Source organism: Actinoplanes siamensis (assembly GCF_016862395.1).
Lineage (GTDB): Bacteria > Actinomycetota > Actinomycetes > Mycobacteriales > Micromonosporaceae > Actinoplanes > Actinoplanes siamensis.
Genome location: NZ_BOMW01000034.1, coordinates 1 through 16017 on the forward strand (window position 1 = coordinate 1; position 16017 = coordinate 16017).

General features: G+C 73.0%; 16 protein-coding genes. 2 read left to right on the top strand and 14 right to left on the bottom strand.

The window, feature by feature from the left end; genetic code table 11:
• The 3 genes from Asi03nite_RS18285 to Asi03nite_RS18295 all read right to left on the bottom strand — a co-directional run.
• Positions 1–794: sugar ABC transporter substrate-binding protein (locus Asi03nite_RS18285; RefSeq protein ID WP_203681248.1), on the bottom strand; the 794-nt coding region annotated here is incomplete at its 3' end.
• Between the two features lie 354 nt (positions 795–1148).
• Positions 1149–1631: a Cys-tRNA(Pro) deacylase gene (gene ybaK, locus Asi03nite_RS18290; protein ID WP_203681254.1), complete on the bottom strand. Its 483-nt coding sequence runs from the start codon at positions 1629–1631 to the stop codon at positions 1149–1151.
• Between the two features lie 87 nt (positions 1632–1718).
• Entirely contained in the window at positions 1719–2897 is a 1179-nt protein-coding gene (locus Asi03nite_RS18295; RefSeq protein ID WP_203681255.1) for a class I SAM-dependent methyltransferase, read from the bottom strand.
• Positions 2898–3121: 224 nt separating this feature from the next.
• On the opposite strand from Asi03nite_RS18295, the gene groES reads away from it, so the two are divergent.
• Both groES and groL read left to right on the top strand, forming a co-directional pair.
• Entirely contained in the window at positions 3122–3430 is a 309-nt protein-coding gene (groES, locus tag Asi03nite_RS18300; protein WP_014687825.1) for a co-chaperone GroES, read from the top strand.
• 70 nt (positions 3431–3500) lie between these two features.
• On the top strand, positions 3501–5147 hold the full coding sequence (gene groL, locus Asi03nite_RS18305; protein WP_203681256.1) for a chaperonin GroEL: 1647 nt from the start codon (positions 3501–3503) through the stop codon (positions 5145–5147).
• A 7-nt stretch (positions 5148–5154) separates the two neighbouring features.
• Here the strand turns inward: groL and Asi03nite_RS18310 are convergent, their stop codons facing one another.
• From Asi03nite_RS18310 to Asi03nite_RS18360, 11 genes are read right to left on the bottom strand one after another with little or no spacing between them, the layout of a single operon-like run.
• Positions 5155–6957, bottom strand: coding sequence for an ABC transporter ATP-binding protein (locus Asi03nite_RS18310; protein WP_203681258.1), 1803 nt, complete (start codon positions 6955–6957; stop codon positions 5155–5157).
• Complete coding sequence (locus Asi03nite_RS18315) at positions 6954–8639, bottom strand: ABC transporter ATP-binding protein (RefSeq protein ID WP_203681260.1); 1686 nt, start codon at positions 8637–8639, stop codon at positions 6954–6956. The genes Asi03nite_RS18310 and Asi03nite_RS18315 overlap by 4 nt, the downstream gene beginning before the upstream one ends.
• A gap of 43 nt (positions 8640–8682) precedes the next feature.
• Complete coding sequence (locus tag Asi03nite_RS18320) at positions 8683–8937, bottom strand: hypothetical protein (protein ID WP_203681262.1); 255 nt, start codon at positions 8935–8937, stop codon at positions 8683–8685.
• A gap of 9 nt (positions 8938–8946) precedes the next feature.
• Positions 8947–9999: a tRNA (adenosine(37)-N6)-threonylcarbamoyltransferase complex transferase subunit TsaD gene (tsaD, locus tag Asi03nite_RS18325; RefSeq protein WP_203681264.1), complete on the bottom strand. Its 1053-nt coding sequence runs from the start codon at positions 9997–9999 to the stop codon at positions 8947–8949.
• Entirely contained in the window at positions 9992–10429 is a 438-nt protein-coding gene (gene rimI / locus Asi03nite_RS18330; protein WP_203681266.1) for a ribosomal protein S18-alanine N-acetyltransferase, read from the bottom strand. Before rimI ends, tsaD begins: the two co-directional genes overlap by 8 nt.
• Positions 10429–11085 carry a tRNA (adenosine(37)-N6)-threonylcarbamoyltransferase complex dimerization subunit type 1 TsaB gene (gene tsaB, locus Asi03nite_RS18335; RefSeq protein ID WP_203681268.1) on the bottom strand — a complete coding sequence of 219 codons (657 nt, stop codon included), beginning with the start codon at positions 11083–11085 and terminating at the stop codon, positions 10429–10431. The genes rimI and tsaB overlap by 1 nt, the downstream gene beginning before the upstream one ends.
• Before the next feature lie 9 nt (positions 11086–11094).
• A complete protein-coding gene (ung, locus tag Asi03nite_RS18340) occupies positions 11095–11778 on the bottom strand; it encodes a uracil-DNA glycosylase (protein ID WP_203681269.1) in 684 nt (227 codons plus the stop codon).
• A complete protein-coding gene (gene tsaE / locus Asi03nite_RS18345) occupies positions 11775–12224 on the bottom strand; it encodes a tRNA (adenosine(37)-N6)-threonylcarbamoyltransferase complex ATPase subunit type 1 TsaE (RefSeq protein ID WP_203681270.1) in 450 nt (149 codons plus the stop codon). The genes ung and tsaE overlap by 4 nt, the downstream gene beginning before the upstream one ends.
• Complete coding sequence (locus Asi03nite_RS18350; protein WP_203681271.1) at positions 12221–13300, bottom strand: alpha/beta fold hydrolase; 1080 nt, start codon at positions 13298–13300, stop codon at positions 12221–12223. The genes tsaE and Asi03nite_RS18350 overlap by 4 nt, the downstream gene beginning before the upstream one ends.
• Positions 13301–13343: 43 nt before the next feature.
• Entirely contained in the window at positions 13344–14516 is a 1173-nt protein-coding gene (gene alr, locus Asi03nite_RS18355; RefSeq protein ID WP_203681272.1) for an alanine racemase, read from the bottom strand.
• 47 nt (positions 14517–14563) lie between these two features.
• Complete coding sequence (locus tag Asi03nite_RS18360) at positions 14564–16015, bottom strand: NAD(P)H-hydrate dehydratase (RefSeq protein WP_203681273.1); 1452 nt, start codon at positions 16013–16015, stop codon at positions 14564–14566.
• Between the last annotated feature and the right edge of the window lie 2 nt (positions 16016–16017).

Consider the following 16017-nt stretch of genomic DNA (forward strand, 5'->3'; position numbering starts at 1 on the left):
CCGGTCACCGGCACCTTGCCGTTCAGCTTGTTCTTCTTCAGCACCTCGATGGCGGCGTTGCCGAGGCCGTCGTTCGCGGCGAGCACGCCGGCGATCTTGGGCTCCTTGGTGAGCTGCTGCTCGAAGATCGTGCCGCCCTTGGCGTTGTCCCACTCCGGAACCGCGTCGTCCGGACCCTTGGTGTACTCACCGGACTCGAACTTCGGCTTGAGGACCGAGTCGTAGCCCTCCTTGAACAGGGTGGCGTTGTTGTCGGTCGGCGAGCCGTTCAGGTACGACACCACCGGCTTGGTCGCCTTCGCCGCGGTCAGGCAGTCCACCAGGCCCTGGCCCTGCAGCTTGCCGACCTCGTTGTTGTCGAACGAGACGTAGTAGTTGGCGCCGCCGCCCAGCGTGAGACGGTCGTAGTCGATCGTCGCGATGCCGGCCTTCTTGGCGTTGTCCAGCACGTTCTTACCGGTGCCGGAGTCCAGGTTGACGATCATGAGGACCTTGACGCCCGCCTGGATCATCCCGTCGGCAATGGTCTGGAAGGAAGCCTTGTCGCCCTGGGCGTTCTTGATTTCAGCCTCGACGCCCGCGGCCTTGAAGGCGTCCGTCAGGTACTTGAGGTCCGCCGTCTCCCAGCGAGCCGAGCTCTTGGTGTCCGGAAGGATGACGCCGACCTTGCCGGCCTTGCCGGCGGCGCCGCCGCTGGCGCTGCCGGCGTCATCGCCCTTGTCATCGCCACAGGCGGCCATGCTTCCGGTGGCCAGCAGGCCGACCGCGGCAAGGGCGAACAGTCCCTTACGCATTCCATATGTCCTTTCGGGGGGTAAATCCGGGGCCTTCGTCGGATTTGTCAGGGTTGGTGCGTGCCTGGGAGTGTCGCTCCCCTGGGCGCCGATGGATCAGGAACCGGTTTGTTGTGCCCGGCAACGTATTCCGGTAGTGGCCTGGAACACAAGGCACCATGGAGGTCTATCTCGTAACGCTGGATAACAATCCAGCAACACACCTGAGCCCCAACCCCCGCCACTCGACCCGGAAAGTCGGGAAATCCGCTCCGCGAGATCACACCGAGTGAGATCAGCGTGTGGAACGGCGGATCCCGGAAGGACGAGTGGAGAGTCCCGGCGGTCGCCGCGCGGAGCCGCCGGGACGCCGCGTCACGCTCTGATCGCCGCGACCGTCGCGCCGGTCAACCGGATCAGGTCGGCCGGCGCCAGGGAGACCTGCAGGCCGCGACGCCCCGCGGAGACATACATCAGGTCCAGGCCCGGCGCCGAGTCGTCGATCACTGTGGGCAGTCGCTTGCGCTGACCCAGCGGGCTGATGCCGCCGCGCACGTACCCGCTGCTGCGCTCGGCCACGGCGCGGTCGGCCAGGGCAGCCCGCTTGCCGCCCGCCGCCTGCGCCAGCGCCTTCAGATCGAGATCACCGGTGACCGGCACGACGCCCACCACGAGACGCCCGTCCACATCGGCGACCAGCGTCTTGAACAGCCGCTCCGGCGCCACCCCGAGGAACTCCGCGACCAGGGCGCCGTAGTTCGGCGCGTCCGGGGACACCTCGTACTGATGCAGGGTGTGCGGCACCTTCTCCGCGGTCAGCAGCACAGTGGCCGGGGTGCCGGCCGCCTTCTTCGGCATGGGCCGCAGGCTACTCCTGGAGCGATCTCCGCAGACACCCGATTCGGACTCGTTGCGACGATTCGGTTACGTTACGACGCCGCGTCCTCACGAGTGCGCCGTGAGCAGCGCGGCCGGCGCGCCGTCCACCTTGGTGAGCACCAGGCCCGCCGCGTTCGGCCCGGCGAGCCGCAGGTCCTTGCGCAGCTGGTCGGGGACCAGGGCGGAGCCACGCTTGCGGATCTCCAGGGTGCCCACCCCGCGGTCGCGCAGCAGGGCGCGCAGCCTCTTCAGGGAGAACGGCAGCACGTCCGTCACCGCGAGCCGCCGGGCGAACGGCGTGTCCACCGGGTCGTCGGTGTAGACGTAGGCGATGTCCGGGTCGGCCAGGTGGCCGCCCACGGTCGCCGCGAACTCGGCGATCAGATGGGACCGGACCACTGCCGGGTCCGGGTCGTAGAACCACGCGCCGACCGGCCCGACCGGAGCCCGCTCCCGCCCCGAGCCGGTCAGCTCGCCGAGGCCGACCAGCGTCGCCCGGCGCTGCGCCCGCGCCAGCGGACCGCACCAGAAGGCCGCCTCGACCAGGTCGCCGCCGACACTGACCCACTCGCCCTCGGCGCCCGGCGGGAGCAGCGCGTGGTCGATCCCCGGGGCCAGCTTCAGCACCGTGCGCGGCACGCGGGCGGCCAGCCCGGCCACGAAGTCCCAGGGCGGCGAGTAGGACTTCGGGTCGAACACCCGGCCACGGCCGGCCTGCCGGCGAGCCGGGTCGGCGAAGACCGCGTCGAACCTCTCCACCTCGACGGAGGTGGCATCCGCGCAGGTCACCGTGATCAGGTCGGCCAGCCCCGCGGCCCGCGCGTTCGCCGCGGCCAGCGCGGCCGTGTCCGGGTCGGCCTCCACCGCGTACACCTGGATCCCCAGCCGCGCCGCGGCCAGCGCGTCCGAGCCCAGCCCGCAGCCCAGATCCGCCAGGGTCCGCGCGCCGGAGGCGGCGAGCCGGGCCGCTCGGCGATCCGCGACCACCGCCCGTGTCGCCTGCTCCAGGCCGTGCCGGGTGAAGAACATTCGGGTGGCGTCCGGGCCGAACTTCACCGCGGCCCGGCGGCGCAAACTAGCCTGGGTGAGTGCGGCTGCGGCCAGCTCCGCGCCGAAGCCCCGGGCCCGCAGGGCCGAGGCAGCGGCGAGTGGCTCGCCGTCGCCCACCTCGGCCGCCACGGCCAGGGCAGCCATCCCTTCGGGGGTCTGCAGCAGAGCGAGAAGTTCAGGGGTCACACCAGGCATTCTCCCCGGCGTGACAGGTTGGCACTCTGGTTGACGGAGTGCTAGTTCCGGCATAATCTCCGGTTAGCACTCTCAACATGAGGGTGCCAGCCACCCCGGACCAGTCCGTGGTGGTTAGGCACCAGGCGGACCGGCACCCGCGACGACGGCCCCGCCCGGTGGCATGAGGCATCAGACCGGCCTGGACCAAGGCCGGCGAAACCTGTACCCAGGAGGGTATGCCCGTGACTACCGCGACCAAGGTTGCGATCAAGCCGCTCGAGGACCGCATCGTGGTCCAGGCGAACGAGGCCGAGACCACCACCGCGTCCGGCATCGTGATCCCCGACACCGCGAAGGAGAAGCCGCAGGAGGGCACCGTCCTCGCTGTCGGCCCCGGCCGGATCGACGACAAGGGCAACCGCGTTCCGCTCGATGTCAAGGTCGGCGACGTGGTCCTCTACTCGAAGTACGGCGGCACCGAGGTCAAGTACGCCGGTGAGGAGTACCTGGTGCTCTCCGCCCGCGACGTCCTCGCGGTCATCGAGAAGTGACCTACTGACAGTGCTGACCGCCTCGGCCCGGGCAACCGGACCGGGGCGGTAGTGCGTGAAGGGACCATTCATGGCGAAGATCCTGAGTTTCTCCGACGACGCGCGGCACCTGCTGGAGCACGGCGTCAACACGCTCGCCGACACGGTAAAGGTCACTCTCGGCCCGCGCGGCCGCAACGTCGTCCTGGACAAGAAGTTCGGCGCCCCCACGATCACCAACGACGGCGTGACCATCGCCAAGGAGATCGAGCTCACCGACCCGTACCAGAACCTTGGCGCCCAGCTGGTCAAGGAGGTGGCGACGAAGACCAACGACGTCGCCGGCGACGGGACCACCACGGCGACCGTGCTGGCCCAGGCGCTGGTCCGGGAGGGCCTGCGCAACGTCACCGCGGGCGCCAACCCGATCGGCCTCAAGCGGGGCATGGACCAGGCCGGCGAGGCCGTGTCCAAGGCGCTGCTGGGCAAGGCCGTCGAGGTCGCCGACCACAAGGCGATCGCGAACGTGGCCACCATCTCGGCCCAGGACGCCACCATCGGCGAGCTGATCGCCGAGGCGATGGACCGGGTCGGCCGCGACGGTGTGATCACCGTCGAGGAGGGCTCGACGATGCTGACCGAGCTCGAGGTCACCGAGGGTCTGCAGTTCGACAAGGGCTTCATCTCCCCGAACTTCGTGACCGACGCCGAGTCGCAGCAGGTGGTGCTGGAGGACGCGCACATCCTCCTCACCACCCAGAAGATCTCCAGCATCGAGGAGCTGCTCCCGCTGCTGGAGAAGGTGCTGCAGACCGGCAAGCCGCTGCTCATCGTCGCCGAGGACGTCGAGGGCCAGGCGCTCTCCACGCTGGTGGTCAACGCGCTGCGCAAGACCATCAAGGTCGCCGCGGTGAAGGCGCCCGGCTTCGGTGACCGCCGCAAGGCGATCCTGCAGGACCTGGCCATCGCCACCGGCGGCGAGCTGATCGCCCCCGAGCTCGGCTACAAGCTCGACCAGGTCGGCATCGAGCAGCTGGGCAGCGCCCGGCGGATCGTGGTCGACAAGGAGAACACCACCATCGTCGACGGTGGCGGCAACTCCGCCGAGGTCGCCGACCGGGTCTCGCAGATCCGCAAGGAGATCGAGGCGTCGGACTCCGACTGGGACCGGGAGAAGCTCTCGGAGCGGCTGGCCAAGCTCTCCGGCGGCATTGCGGTGATCAAGGTCGGCGCCGCGACCGAGGTCGAGATGAAGGAGCGCAAGCACCGCATCGAGGACGCCATCGCGGCGACCAAGGCGGCCGTCGAGGAGGGCACCGTCCCCGGCGGTGGCGCCGCCCTCGCCCAGGTCGCCAAGGAGCTCGACGGCAGCCTCGGCCTGACCGGCGAGGAGGCGATCGGCGTCTCGATCGTCCGCAAGGCGCTGGTCGAGCCGCTGCGGTGGATCGCGCAGAACGCCGGCCACGACGGTTACGTCGTGGTGGGCAAGGTCGGCGAGCTGGGCTGGGGCCACGGCCTCAACGCGGCCACCGACGAGTACGTGGACCTGGTCGCGTCCGGCATCATCGACCCGGTGAAGGTGACCCGCAACGCGGTCTCCAACGCCGTCTCGATCGCCGGGCTGCTGCTGACCACCGAGAGCCTCGTGGTGGACAAGCCGGCCGAGCCGGAGCCCGCCGCCGCCGGTGGGCACAGCCACGGTCACGGGCACGGCCACCAGCACGGTCCGGGCTTCTGACCGACTCTCACAAGGGCGCGTCCTCCCGGGGACGCGCCCTTGCCATGTCCGGGGGTCTCTCCGGGCCCTCGCCGCGGCCCTGCCACGAGCGCCACAGCGCCGCGTACGGCCCGTTCGCCGCCACCAGCTCGTCGTGCGATCCCAGCTCGGTGATCCGGCCGTCCTCCACCACCGCCACCCGGTCCGCGTCGTGCGCCGAGAACAGCCGGTGCGCGATGGCCACCACGGTCCGTCCGCGCACCACCGCGGCGAGCGAGCGTTCCAGATCCCGCGCCGCCCGTGGGTCCAGCAGCGCGGTCGCCTCGTCCAGCACCAGCGTATGCGGGTCGGCCAGGATCAGCCGGGCCAGCGCCACCTGCTGCGCCTGCGCCGCGGTGAGCGGATGCGCGCCCTCGCCCACCACGGTGTCCAGCCCGTTCGGCAGCCCGTCCGCCCACTGCAGGGCGCGCACCGCGGCGAGCGCGGCCCGGACGTCCGGCTCCGGCGCCGACGGCCGGGCCATCGCCAGGTTGTCCCGCAGCGTACCGATGAAGACGTGGTGTTCCTGGCTGACCAGCGCCACCTCGGCGCGCAACCGGTCCGGGGCGAGCGCGCCGAGCGGCACCCCACCGACCGTGACGCTGCCCTCGGTGGGCTGGTGGATGCCGGCCAGCAGCCGGCCCAGTGTCGACTTGCCGGCGCCGGACGGGCCCACCACGGCCAGCCGTTCCCCCGGGCGCAGGGTCAGGTCCACGCCGTGCAACACCTCGCGCCCCTCGCGGTAGCCGAACCGCACCCCGCGCAGCTCGATCCGGGTGCCGTCCGGCCGGGGCGCCCGCGGCCGGGGCGGGTGCGGCGCGGCGGTCACCCCGAGCAGCCGGGCCAGCGAGGCCGCGCCCACCTGCAGCTCGTCCAGCCAGGAGAGCAACCGGTCGAGCGGGTGGATGAGCTGCTGGACGTAGACCACCGCCGCGGTCAGCTGGCCCAGCGTGACGGTGCCGCGCAGGTACAGCCAGCCGCCGGTGAGCAGGGTGAGCACCATCGGCAGCAGGTAGCTCACCTCGATCACCGGCCACCAGACGGTCCGCAGGAACAGCGTGTACCGCTCGGCCCGCCAGGACCGGCCCAGGTCCCGGTCGGTCCGGGCGACCCGCTGCCGCTGCCGGCCCAGCGCCTCCACCGTCCGGGCGCCCTCGACCGTCTCGGTCAGCCCGTCGGTGACCTCCGAGTACGCCGCGTTCTGCCGCAGGTAGCCGGCCGGGGCGCGGCGCACGTACCAGCGCGTCCCGGCCACCGTGATCGGCACCCCGACCAGCAGCGGGGCGGCGAGCACCGGGCTCACCAGGACCAGCGCCACCACCACCAGGCCACCGGTGAGCAGGGCGATCATCGTCTCCGGCACGGCCAGCCGGACGCAGCGGGACAGCGCGTCCACGTCCCGGGTGGTACGCGTCAGCAGGTCCCCGGTCCCCGCCGACTCCACGGTGCCCAGCGGCAGCGTGAGCACCCGGGCGATGAACTCCTCCCGCAGCTGCGCCAGCACCTGCTCGCCGAGCCGCGCCGAGGCGAGGTACGCGAACCGGGTCAGCACCGCCTGCAGCAGCACGAACCCGGCCAGCGCGGCGGCCAGCCCGTTCAGCTCGGCGGCGAACGTCCCGCGCTGCACCGCCTGCACCAGGTCGCCGAGGTAGCGCGGCCCGGCCAGCCCGGCCAGGGCGGCCAGCAGGTGCAGCCCGACGGTCGCGCGGAACATGCCGGGATGCCGGCGGAACAGGGACCGGGCGTATCGCCAGGCCTGGGAGCGGCCGGCAACCGGTAGCGCAGGGCTCACGACTGCTCCTGACGGAGCACCACGCGGGCGTACCGCGGCTCCGAGCCGAGCAGCTCGTGATGCGTGCCGGCCGCGACCACCCGGCCGTGTTCCAGGTAGAGCACCCGGTCGGTGTGGCCGAGCACGAGCGGGCTGGACGTGCAGACGACAGTGGTGCGCCCGGCCCGTACGGCCCGCAGCCGCTCGGCGATCCGCGCCTCGGTGTGCGCGTCCACCGCGTTCGTCGGCTCCACCAGGATCAGGACCTCCGGATCCGCGACCAGCGCCCGGACCAGCCGCAGCCGTTGCTGCTGGCCGCCGGAGAAGGACCGGCCGCGCTCGACGACCTCGCTGTCCAGCCCGTCCGGCAGGCCGTCCACGATGTCCCGCGCGGCCGCCGCCTCCAGCGCCTCCGCCAGACGCCCGCTCCGGTACGGGTCCAGGTCGGCCCGCAGTCGCCCGGAGAAGAGCCGGGCCTCGTTCTCCGCCACCAGGATCCGCTCGCGTACCTCGGCCAGGGGCAGGTCGGTCAGCGGCACCCCGCCGAGCGTGGCGCCCCCGGCGTACCGCCCGAGCCGGTCGGCGACGCGCGCCGCGTCGGCGGGGTCCCGGGCGACGATCGCGGTCAGCCGGCCGGGGACGACACGTACCCCGGACTCCGGATCGGCCAGCTCACCACCGCGCGGCCGGGCCGCCCCGGACGGCTCGGCCGCGACCCGCGGCAACGTGAGCATCCGCACCACCCGGCGGGCCGACACGTGCCCCCGGGTCAGCTTGTCGATCGAGTCGGTGAGCTGCCGCAGCGGGGAGACCAGGAAGGCGGCGTAGGCGTAGAACGAGACGAGCTGGCCGACCGTGATCCGGCCGTCCGCCGCGAACCGGGCGCCCAGCCAGGTCACCAGCACCAGGAACGTGCCGGGCAGGAGCACCTGGGCGGCTTCCAGGAGGGACTCGACGCTCGCCGTACGTACCCCCGCCGCGCGCAGCGCCTGGGACTGCGCGCGATAGCGCGCCACCATGACCGCCTCGCCGCCCACGCCGCGCAGCACCCGCAACCCGGTGACCAGGTCCGCGGCCTGGCCGGTGAGCCGGGCCTGCTGTTCCCGGTACGCCTGCTGGCGCCTGTGCAACGGCCGGATCAGCCCGCCCACGACGGCCATCAGCGCCGGCACGCCGAGCAGCACCACCAGGCCGAGCGGGACCGAGGTGTGCAGCAACAGCAGCGTGACAGTGGCGACCGCGAGCAGCGCGCCGGTCCCGCGGGCCGCGACGTCCACCGCGCCGCCGATGTGGGTGATGTCCGAGGTGCCGATGGCCACCGCCTCGCCGGCGTCCAGCCGCCGCGGCAGGGCCGAGCCGAGCCGGTTCGCCTGGCGGACCGTCACCTGCACGGTCCGGAACCCGGCGGCCAGCCAGTTGACGGTCGCGAAGCGGTGCCGGCTGATCCCGGTGAGCGCCTGCACGACGCCGATCACGAACAGCACCAGTGCCCAGCCGAGCAACGCGCCGCCACGCTCGGCGGCGGCCGCGTCGATGGCCCGCCCGACCATCGCCGGCACCAGCGACTGGCAGCCCATCCAGGCGACCGCGAGCGCGATCGCCGTGACGATCGTCATGCGGGAGCGCCGGATCAGCCAGCTCAGGAAACGCGTGGCGGACCGGGCGTCGGGCAGGCCGGGATCGGCCACGGGCAGTCTGCGCATCAGGCCCCGACGGTACGGCCGGGAACGCCCGCGCTGCGACCGCTCAGCGATCGACGGGGGTGAAATCCCAGACGTGCGGAGCGCGTGCCACCAGCTTCTCCGGCGGGGTGGGCAGGCTCTCCGGGGTGTTTCGCCATTTGGTGATGACGACGATGCGATGATCCGTGGACGAATAGACGTCACTCGACACATGTTGTGGCAGCACCTCGAGTGCCGGCACCGCTATGTCGCAGACCCAGCTCAGCAGCTCGTCGAAGCCGCTGCGCGAGGCCCGCACCTCCCACATCCGCGCGATCATGCTGGCTTCCTACCCTGGCACACTGACCGAGGTCAAACCCATCGCGGAATCCGCCGGCAGATCGAGACGGCTGGGCGCGACGCCGGCCGCCACCAGGTGCGAGCCCAGGGCGGCGACCATCGCGCCGTTGTCGGTGCACAGCTGCGGGCGGGGCACCCGCACCGCGATCCCGTGCCGGGCCGCGCGTTCCTCGGCGAGCACCCGCAGCCGCGAGTTCGCCGCCACGCCGCCGCCGATCACCAGGGTGCGCACCCCGTTGCTCAGGCAGGCGTCGATCGCCTTGGCGGTCAGCACGTCGCAGACCGCCTCCTGGAAGCTCGCCGAGACGTCGGCCACCGGCACCGGCTCGCCGGCCCGCTCCCGCGCCTCCACCCAGCGCGCCACAGCGGTCTTCAAGCCGGAGAAGGAGAAGTCGAAGCGGTGCTCGGCCTGGTCCTTGGGCGCGGTCAGCCCCCGCGGGAAGGCGATCGATCCGGGGTCGCCGTCACGCGCCGACCGATCGATGATCGGGCCGCCCGGAAAGCCCAGCCCGAGCAGCCGCGCCACCTTGTCGAACGCCTCGCCGGCCGCGTCGTCGATGGTGGCGCCGAGCGGCGTCACCCCCGCCGTCAGGTCGTCGACCAGCAGCAGCGAGGAGTGCCCGCCGGAGACCAGCATGGCCACCGCCGGCTCGGGCAGCGGCCCGTGCTCCAGCGTGTCCACCGCCACGTGCGCGGCCAGGTGGTTGACGCCGTAGACCGGTTTCTCGGCGGCCAGCGCGTACCCCTTGGCCGCGGCCACCCCCACCAGCAGCGCGCCGGCCAGGCCGGGACCGCTGGTCACCGCTATCGCGTCGACGTCGGCCAGGGTCACGCCGGCCTCGTCGAGCGCCCGCTGCATGGTCGGCACCAGCGCCTCCAGGTGGGCGCGGCTGGCCACCTCGGGCACCACCCCGCCGAACCGGGCGTGCTGGTCCACGCTGGACGCCAGCGCGTCGGCCAGCAGGGTGTGCCCGCGGACGATGCCGATCCCGGTCTCGTCGCAGGAGGTCTCGATTCCGAGTACCAGGGGCTCGTCACGCATCTCGCATCATCACCAGGGCGTCGGTGTTGCTGGGTTGGTAGTAGCCGCGCCGGATGCCGACCGGCTCGAAGTCGTAGCCGGCGTAGAGCCTCTGCGCCGGATGGTTGTCGACCGCCACCTCGAGCAGGGTCCGCCTGACGGATCGCCGCGCCGCCTCGGCCAACAGGTCCTCCAGAAGGGTGCGGCCGATGCCGAGCCGCTGCGCCTCGCGGCGGACGGCGATGTTCTGCACCCAGGACTCTTCCTGATCCACAACGGACAAGCCGGCGTAGCCGAGCACTCTTTCGCCGTCCACCGCGACGACGTAGTGGTGGCGCTGGGCCAGCTCGTTCCAGAACATCGCGGCCGACCACTTCTCGTTGCCGAAGAGGTCCTCCTCCAGCGGCAGCACCTCGTCGATGTGCCACCAGCGGAAACGTTCGACGCGCATCAGGTCAGCACCGGCTTGCGGCCGGCCGGCTCGACGGCGTCCGGCCGGCGCAGGTAGAGCGGCGTCAGCACCTCGCTCGGCGCGGCTGACCGAATCCGGTCGGCGGCGAGCGCGACGAGAGCGGCGCCGGGCGGGTGGAGCAGGTGCTCCTCGACCGGCACGCCGAAGATGTCACCGTATTTCAACGCGCCCTCGCCGGCCGCCCGCTCCACGTCCACCGTCACATCCGCGGGCTTCGCGACATCAGGACCACTTTCCCGTACGCCGTCGGCATACGTCGCGTGGTAGACCTCACGGCGTCGCGCGTCCGTGGCGACCAGGACCCGCCCCGGACCGGCGGCCCGGCCCAGCGCGTCCAGCGAGCACACCCCGTAGACCGGGATGCCCAGCGCCTGCCCCATGCTCGCGGCGGTGGCCAGCCCGACCCGCAGGCCGGTGAACGGCCCCGGGCCCAGGCCGGCCACGATCGCGGTCAGGTCACGTGGCCGCGCCCCGGCCTCGGCGAGCACCGCCGCGATCTCCGGCGCCAGCTTCTCGCCGTGCGCGCGGGGATCGACAGTGCGGCTCTCCGCCACCCCGAACAGACCGTCCGCGGTGACCTCGACGAGCGCCGCCGTCGAAGCGGGCGTGGCGGTGTCCAGAGCAAGAACGAGCACGCAACGAGCCTAGACGGTCGGCCGCGGGTCCCAGTTCACCACCGGGCGGCCACCGTCCGCGAGGGCCTTGTTGGCCGCGCTGAACGGGCGGCTGCCGAGGAAGCCGGCCGGGTTCATCGGGCTCGGGTGACCGGCCTCGATCACCGCGTGCGCCGGGTTGGTGATCAGGCCGGCCTTCTTCTTCGCGTAGTTGCCCCAGAGCAGGAAGACGATCCGCTCGGTCCGCTCGTTCAGCGCGCGGATGGTGGCGTCGGTGAACGTCTCCCAGCCCTTGTTGGCGTGCGAGGCGGCCTTGCCGGCGCGGACCGTGAGCACCGCGTTGAGCAGCAGCACGCCCTGCTCCGCCCAGCCGGTGAGGTTGCCGCTCTTCGGCGGCGCGATGTTGACGTCCTCGGCGAGCTCCTTGAACACGTTGCGCAGCGACGGCGGCACCCGGACGCCGTCGCGCACGCTGAAGCTCAGGCCGTGCGCCTGGCCGGGGCCGTGGTACGGGTCCTGGCCCAGGATCAGCACCCGGGTCTGCTCCGGCAGGCACAGCCGGTACGCCGAGAACAGATCCTCCACCGGTGGGTAGACGGTGTGCTCGGCATACTCCGCGGCGACGAAGTCGCCCAGCGCGGCCGTCGCCTTCTCGTCCAGGAAGGGGGCCAGCTCGGCGCGCCACTGCCCGGGAAGCAGCTCGATCAGGTTCACATTCTCTCCAGTCGTCGGGCCCAGTCGCCGCCGTGCGGCACCAGTTCGATCACTCGGGTGTCGTCGTCCAGCCGATCGATGCGGACGAGCAGATATTCGTCGTTGAGTTGCTCGACCAGCCCGGCGCCCCACTCCACCACGGTGACCGCCTCGTCGGCGGAGGCGTCCAGGTCCAGGTCGTCGATCTCGGCGCGCGGATCGGGGCGGTCGCCCAGCCGGTACGCGTCGGCGTGCACCAGCGGGACCGGGCCGCGGTGCAGCCGGGCGATCACGAAGGTCGGCGACGTGATCGGGCCCCGCACCCCCAGCCCCGCGCCGATGCCCTGCACCAGAGCCGTCTTGCCGGCCCCCAACGGCCCGGTGAGCAGCACCAGGTCGCCCGGACGCAGCAGCGTGGCGAGCCGGCGGCCGAAGGCCCGGGTCTCCTCGACGGTGGTCAGCTTCACGAGATCTTCTCCAGGAACGGGATGAGGGCCGCGTTCACCTCGTCGGCCTTCTCCAGCATCACCACGTGCCCGCTGTTCTCGATCTTCAACAGCTCGGCCTCCGGCAGCTCCTTGATGATCTGCTCGGAGTGGGTGACCGGGGTGAGGTAGTCCCGGGTGCCGACGACGACCAGCACCGGCACGCCGCGCAGCGCGGACAGGGCCGGCAGGCGGCTGTGCCGGTAGAGCGTGTTCAGGTACTTCGTGAGGGTCTCCACAGAGGTCCTGGAGTTCATGCTCTCCACGAACGTGACGAGCGACGGGCTGGGCTGGGACTCGCCGAAGCCGTACCGCCGGGTGAGCAGCCAGGCCAGGTCGGAGGAGGCCACCCGGGCGCGGTCGATGGTGCCGCCGCCGAGCTTGGCCGCCTTGTCCCAGAGCGGGAAGAACGGCGCGCTGAACCGGGCCACCACGTTGCTGACGCCGAGCGTGGCCTTGTCGAACAACCCGGCCGAGGTGGACATCAGCACCACACCGGTCACCCGGTCGCCGAACCACTCCGGGAACTGCTCGGCGAACGCCATGATCGTCATACCGCCCATCGAGTGGCCGACCAGGATGATCTGGCCCTCCGGCACGGCCGCGTCCAGGACGGTGGCCAGCGACCTGCCGAGCGCGGCGATGTCGTACGTCCCGGACTGCAGTTTCGACGAGCGGCCGTGACCCGGCTGGTCGTAGAAGACCAGGCGGTGGTCTCCGCGCTCGGCCAGAGCCTTGCGCTGGAAGTAGAACGTGCCCATGTCCAGGGCGAAGCCGTGCACGAAGACTATGGTCGGCTTGCTCGGGGACGACGGTCCGGCCACCCGCGGATTCACGATCTCGACGTGCAGCTGGGTGCCGTCCGCCGCGGTCACCGTGACCTCGTGGTCGAACGGCTGGTCGCCGAACGGCTCGTCCACATAGGGATCCCCGGGTTTGTTGACCGAACGCCGCACCAGCACCCGTTCCACGGCCAGCGCGGTCGCCAGCCCGGCCGCCGCGACGCCGACCACCGCGCCGGCCACCCCGGCCCGCCGGGCCGCTCGGGAGGAACTCATGACGCCACCCGCGCCGCGCCCGCCCACTCGGTCGCGCGCCCCCTCATCCGATCTCCCCGGCGTCGTGACCGGTCGCCGGCAACGCCTGCCCGCTCCCTCGTCCGGCCTCCCCGGTGTAGATCCGCGGCACCCGGCTGCTGCCGAACCGGGTGACGATCTCGTAGTTGATCGTGCCGGTCGCCTCGGCCCAGTCGTCGGCGGTCGGACCGCCGTCGTCGCCCGGACCGAACAGCGTGGCCACGTCGCCGGCCGCCACCGGGGCGTCGCCCACGTCGACCACGAACTGGTCCATGCAGACCCGGCCGGCGATCCGCGCGCGGGTGTCGCCGATGCGCACCGGACCGGCGCTGGACGCGTGCCGGGGCACTCCGTCGCCGTAGCCCAGCGGCACCACGGCCAGGGTGGTCTCGCGGTCGGTGTGATAGGTCAGCCCGTAGGAGACGCCCTGCCCCGCGGGCACGCGCTTGGTCAGGGTGACCCGGGCGCGGGCGGTCATGGCCGGCCGCAACCCGAACGTCCGGCCGGCGATGGGCGACAGACCGTACGCCGCGATGCCGACCCGGACCAGGTCGAAGTGGGCGTCGGGCCGGGTCAGGGTGGCCGCCGAGTTGGCGATGTGCCGGTACCGCGGGGCCAGGCCGTACTGCTCGGCCAGCGCCAGGCCCTCGGTGAAGACGGCGAGCTGCCGGTCGATCGACTCGTGGCCGGGCTCGTCGGCGCGGGCGAAGTGGCTCCACATCCCGACGATCTCCACGTCGCCGCCGGCATGCGCCTTGGCGGCCGCCTCGAAGAGCGCCGGCCACTCGGCGGGCACCGCGCCGCCCCGGGCCAGCCCGGTGTCCAGCTTGAGGTGCACCACGGCCGGCTGTCCGGCCCGGCGCGCGGCCGTGACCAGCTCGTCGATCAGCCCGACGGTGGCGGCGCTCAGGTCGACGCCGGCCGCCACGCCCTCGTGCAGCGGCAGCCCCGGAGCGATCAGCCAGGCCAGCACCCGGGCCCGCACACCCGCCCGGCGCAGCTCCAGCGCCTCGTCGAGGGTGGCCACGCCGAGCCAGGTGGCGCCGCCGGCCACGGCCGCCCGCCCGGCCGGGACCATGCCGTGCCCGTACCCGTCCGCCTTGACCGCGACCAGCACCTCGGCGGAGGTGCCGGCACGCAGCATCGCAACGTTGTCCCGGATGGCGTCCAGATCGACGCGGACTTCGGCCTGCCACATGTCGTCCACCCTACTGAGGGGTACGACAGTTCCCGCCGGACCGGGTGTCAGACGAGCAGATCGGCCAGCGCCGGGCGGAGCGCGGCGGCCACGTCCGGCGCGGTCACCGGGCCGTCCAGCGCCGCGCGCCGCCCGGCCAGCCCGTGCACGTAGGCAGCGGCGACCGCCGCGCGGACCGCCGGCAGACCGGCCGCGAGCAGCGACCCGAGCAGCCCGGCCAGCACGTCGCCGCTGCCCGCGGTGGCCAGCGCCGCGGTGCCCGTGGGATTCGCCCAGATCTCGCCGGCCGGCGTCGCCACGATCGTCCGGTAGCCCTTGAGCAGCACCACAGCGTTGGTCCAGGCGGCCAGCCGGGCGGCCGCGGCCATCCGGTCGGCGCCCGGGGCCTCCCCGGCCAGCCGTTTGAACTCGCCGTCGTGCGGGGTCAGCACCAGCGGCGCGTCCCGGCGCAGGTCCTGCGCGTGCTCGCCGCCGACCAGCATGGTGATCGCGTCGGCGTCCAGCACCACCGGCAGCGAGGTGGCCAGCACGCTGCGCAGCTCGGTGCGGGCGTCGGCGGCGGTGCCCAGGCCGGAGCCGCAGACCCAGGCCTGCACCCGGCCGGCCTCGGCGACCCGGCGCGCGGCGACCACCGACGGGTGGGCGCGGACCACCTCCTGGTGGGCGCTGCCGGCGTAGCGCACCATCCCGGTCGGTCCGGCCAACGCGCCGGACGTGGAGAGCAGCGCGGCGCCCGGGTACCGCGCCGAGCCGGTGGCCAGGCCGACCACGCCACGGGTGTACTTGTCCGAGGCCGCGCCGGGACGCGGCCACCAGGACGCGACGTCGGCGGCCTCGGCCACCCGGACCGCGGGGTCGGTCACCAGCACCGGTCCCAGCCCGATGTCGACCAGCTCGACCTGCCCGCAGCGGATCGCCGCCGGGCCGGCCACGTGCGCCGGCTTCAGGCACCCGAAGGTGACAGTGACGTCCGCGGTGACCGCCTCGCCGGGCACGTCGCCGGTGTCCACGGTCACCCCGCTGGGCACGTCTACGGCCACCACGACAGGTCGCCTCCCGGTCCGCCCGCGCAGCCCGCCGAGGCGGTTCACGACGGCTGCCGCGTCCGGTCGCAGGCCGCCGGACGCGCCGATCCCGACGATCCCGTCCAGCACCAGGTCGGCGTGGGCGGGCAGGTCGCCGGTGGTGAACCCGCCGGCCTGGCGCAGCGCGGCCAGCCCGGCCAGGTGCACCCGGTCCGGGCTGAGCAGCAGGGCCCGCACCTGGGCGCCGCGGGCGGCCAGCGCCGCGCCGGCGTAGAGCGCGTCGCCGCCGTTGTCGCCGCTGCCGACCAGCAACAGCACGCGGGCGCCGTAGACGCCGCCGGTGTCCGCCAGCAGGAGCGCGCAGCGCCGGGCCAGGCCGGCCGCGGCCCGCTGCATCAGGGTGCCCTCGGGCAGCGTCGCCATCAGCGTCTTCTCGGCCGCCCGGACGTCGGCGACCCGCCATGCCTGCCGCATCT

Bases quoted from the DNA above. Each gene is read 5' to 3' on its own strand.
- ybaK (WP_203681254.1), bottom strand. From the start codon at position 1,631: ATGCCGAAGAAGGCGGCCGGCACCCCGGCCACTGTGCTGCTGACCGCG.
- Asi03nite_RS18295 (WP_203681255.1), bottom strand. From the start codon at position 2,897: ATGCCTGGTGTGACCCCTGAACTTCTCGCTCTGCTGCAGACCCCCGAA.
- groL (WP_203681256.1), top strand. From the start codon at position 3,501: ATGGCGAAGATCCTGAGTTTCTCCGACGACGCGCGGCACCTGCTGGAG.
- Asi03nite_RS18315 (WP_203681260.1), bottom strand. From the start codon at position 8,639: ATGCGCAGACTGCCCGTGGCCGATCCCGGCCTGCCCGACGCCCGGTCC.
- Asi03nite_RS18320 (WP_203681262.1), bottom strand. From the start codon at position 8,937: ATGATCGCGCGGATGTGGGAGGTGCGGGCCTCGCGCAGCGGCTTCGAC.
- tsaD (WP_203681264.1), bottom strand. From the start codon at position 9,999: ATGCGTGACGAGCCCCTGGTACTCGGAATCGAGACCTCCTGCGACGAG.
- rimI (WP_203681266.1), bottom strand. From the start codon at position 10,429: ATGCGCGTCGAACGTTTCCGCTGGTGGCACATCGACGAGGTGCTGCCG.
- Asi03nite_RS18350 (WP_203681271.1), bottom strand. From the start codon at position 13,300: ATGAGTTCCTCCCGAGCGGCCCGGCGGGCCGGGGTGGCCGGCGCGGTG.
- alr (WP_203681272.1), bottom strand. From the start codon at position 14,516: ATGTGGCAGGCCGAAGTCCGCGTCGATCTGGACGCCATCCGGGACAAC.
- Asi03nite_RS18360 (WP_203681273.1), bottom strand. From the start codon at position 16,015: ATGCGGCAGGCATGGCGGGTCGCCGACGTCCGGGCGGCCGAGAAGACG.